This is a genomic window from Falsiroseomonas oryzae (assembly GCF_027856955.1).
In the GTDB taxonomy this organism is placed as follows: domain Bacteria; phylum Pseudomonadota; class Alphaproteobacteria; order Acetobacterales; family Acetobacteraceae; genus Falsiroseomonas; species Falsiroseomonas oryzae.
Genome location: NZ_JAPSMD010000661.1, coordinates 1 through 2,146 on the forward strand (window position 1 = coordinate 1; position 2,146 = coordinate 2,146).

3 protein-coding genes are annotated in these 2,146 nt (G+C 72.1%); all 3 read left to right on the top strand.

The window, feature by feature from the left end; translation table 11 throughout:
* Nucleotides 1–543: thermonuclease family protein (locus OZN99_RS30270; RefSeq protein ID WP_270938923.1), on the top strand; the 543-nt coding region annotated here is incomplete at its 5' end.
* 59 nt (nucleotides 544–602) lie between these two features.
* Nucleotides 603–1,676: a tartrate dehydrogenase gene (locus OZN99_RS30275; RefSeq protein WP_270938924.1), complete on the top strand. Its 1,074-nt coding sequence runs from the start codon at nucleotides 603–605 to the stop codon at nucleotides 1,674–1,676.
* A 142-nt stretch (nucleotides 1,677–1,818) separates the two neighbouring features.
* Nucleotides 1,819–2,058, top strand: a complete 240-nt coding sequence (locus tag OZN99_RS30280) for a hypothetical protein (RefSeq protein ID WP_270938925.1) — start codon at nucleotides 1,819–1,821, stop codon at nucleotides 2,056–2,058.
* The last annotated feature ends 88 nt before the right edge of the window (nucleotides 2,059–2,146 follow it).

Genomic DNA, 2,146 nt, shown 5'->3' on the forward strand with positions numbered 1-2,146 from the left:
GCGGCGCGCGGCGCGCCGCCCGGCTCGGCGTGCGCCGGCGTGAGGCGGCTTCGGCGGCGCCTGTTGGTCTTGGTGGTTGGCGCGGCCGCTGCCGTGCTCGGCTGGGGCCTGTTCGGCGAGGGATCGGGTGCGCCCGCGCTGGTCGGCCGGCCCGAGGTGGTGGATGCCGACACGCTGGCAATCGGCAGTGCCCGGGTGCGGCTCGCGGGGCTGGATGCGCCGGAAGCCGCCCAGACCTGCGCGCGCGGCGGCGTGGCCTGGGCCTGCGGCCAGGATGCCACTCTGGCGCTGCGCCGGTTCCTGCAAGCCGAGACGGTGCGCTGCGTGCCCGAGGGTCGCGACCGCTTCGACCGCATCCTTGCGCGGTGCTGGGCGGGCGATGCCGATATCGGCGCCTGGCTGGTGCGCGAGGGGCTCGCCGTCGCCTACACCCGCTATTCCTGGCGCTACCTGCCAGAGCAGGCCGAGGCCTGGTGGCATGGCCGCGGCCTCTGGGGCGGCAGCTTCGACTCGCCCGAGGACTGGCGCCGGAACCACCGCTGACCCCCTCCCCAAGCGACGCCGTCCGTGCCACCCACGCGCCGACAAGCGAGGAGGATGGCATGACGACGCGCCGGTACAGGATCGCCGTGATCCCCGGGGACGGGATCGGCAAGGAAACCGTGCCCGAGGGGCTGCGCGTGCTGGACGCCGCCGCGCGCCGCTTCGGATTCGACCTCGAGCTGACGCATTACGACTGGTCCTGCGAGACCTACCAGAAGACCGGCAAAATGATGCCCGATGACGGGCTGGACCGGCTGCGCGACGCCGATTCGATCTTCCTCGGCGCGGTGGGCTGGCCCGGCGTGCCGGACCACGTCTCGCTCTGGGGGCTGCTGATCCCGATCCGGCGCGTCTTCGACCAGTACGTGAACCTGCGCCCCTGCCGCCTGCTGCCCGGCGCGCGCACGCCGCTGGCCGACCGCGCGCCGGAGGACATCGACTTCTACGTGGTCCGCGAGAACACCGAGGGCGAATACAGCTCCTCCGGCGGCCGGATGTTCGCCGGCACGGATCGCGAGTTCGTGACGCAGGACAGCGTCTTCACCCGCACCGGCGTGGACCGCGTGCTGCGATACGCCTTCGAGCTCGCGATGACGCGCCCGCGCCGCAAGCTGACCAGCGCCACCAAGTCCAACGGCATCACCTTCACCATGCCCTACTGGGACGAGCGCTTCGCGGAGATGGCGAAGGGCTACCCGCAGGTCACCACAGACCAGTTCCACATCGACATCCTCTGCGCGCATTTCGTGCAGCATCCCGACTGGTTCGACGTGGTTGTCGGATCGAACCTGTTCGGCGACATCCTCTCTGACCTCGGCCCAGCGGTCGCGGGCTCGATCGGCATCGCGCCGAGCGCCAACATCAACCCGGAGAAGGTTTTCCCCTCGATGTTCGAGCCCGTGCACGGCTCGGCGCCCGACATCGCGGGCAAGTGGATCTGCAACCCGATCGGCCAGGTCTGGTCGGGGGCGATGATGCTGGAGCACCTGGGCGAGAAGGCCGCCGCCGACGCCATCGTGAAGGCCATAGAGGACCTGCTGGCCGAGGGTGGGCCGCGCACCCGCGACATGGGCGGCAATGCCGGCACCATCGATGTCGGCCGCGCCCTGGCGGAGGCGGTGGGGCGCGCCTGACCGCCCCGGCGGCGGCGTGTGGCGGCGCGTTCACTTGAAGCGCGCCGCGCCTGCGTCGTATAACCTCGGCGTCAGTTGAGAACGGTTCTCAATTGCCGGGGCCGCCGCGCCGGGCGGACGGGGAAGGGGAAGAGCACAGCCGATGGGCCGCGACTTCAGCCACATCGCCCGCCGCTGCGAGCGCGCCGTGGTCACCGCCTATCGCGAGCTGCGCGAAGGCGGCAGTGGCGACATGGCCGCCTTCACCGCCTGCACCACGCTCTACCGCATCCACCATCCCGAAGCCTCCATGACGGAGGCGCGGCGGCTGGTGGCAGAGTGGATCGACCACCACGTCGTGCGCGGCGCCGCCACGCCGACCCCGGGCTGCCCCTGCGACTGAGCGCCGAAGCCGGCTGATCAGCCGGCGGCCGCAGCGGCGAGCGTGCGCTCCGACAGCGCCGGCAGGGCTGCCGCGGCGCGCGCCGCGG

Coding starts and splice junctions, on each gene's coding strand:
- OZN99_RS30275 (WP_270938924.1), top strand. CDS start 603: ATGACGACGCGCCGGTACAGGATCGCCGTGATCCCCGGGGACGGGATC.
- OZN99_RS30280 (WP_270938925.1), top strand. CDS start 1,819: ATGGGCCGCGACTTCAGCCACATCGCCCGCCGCTGCGAGCGCGCCGTG.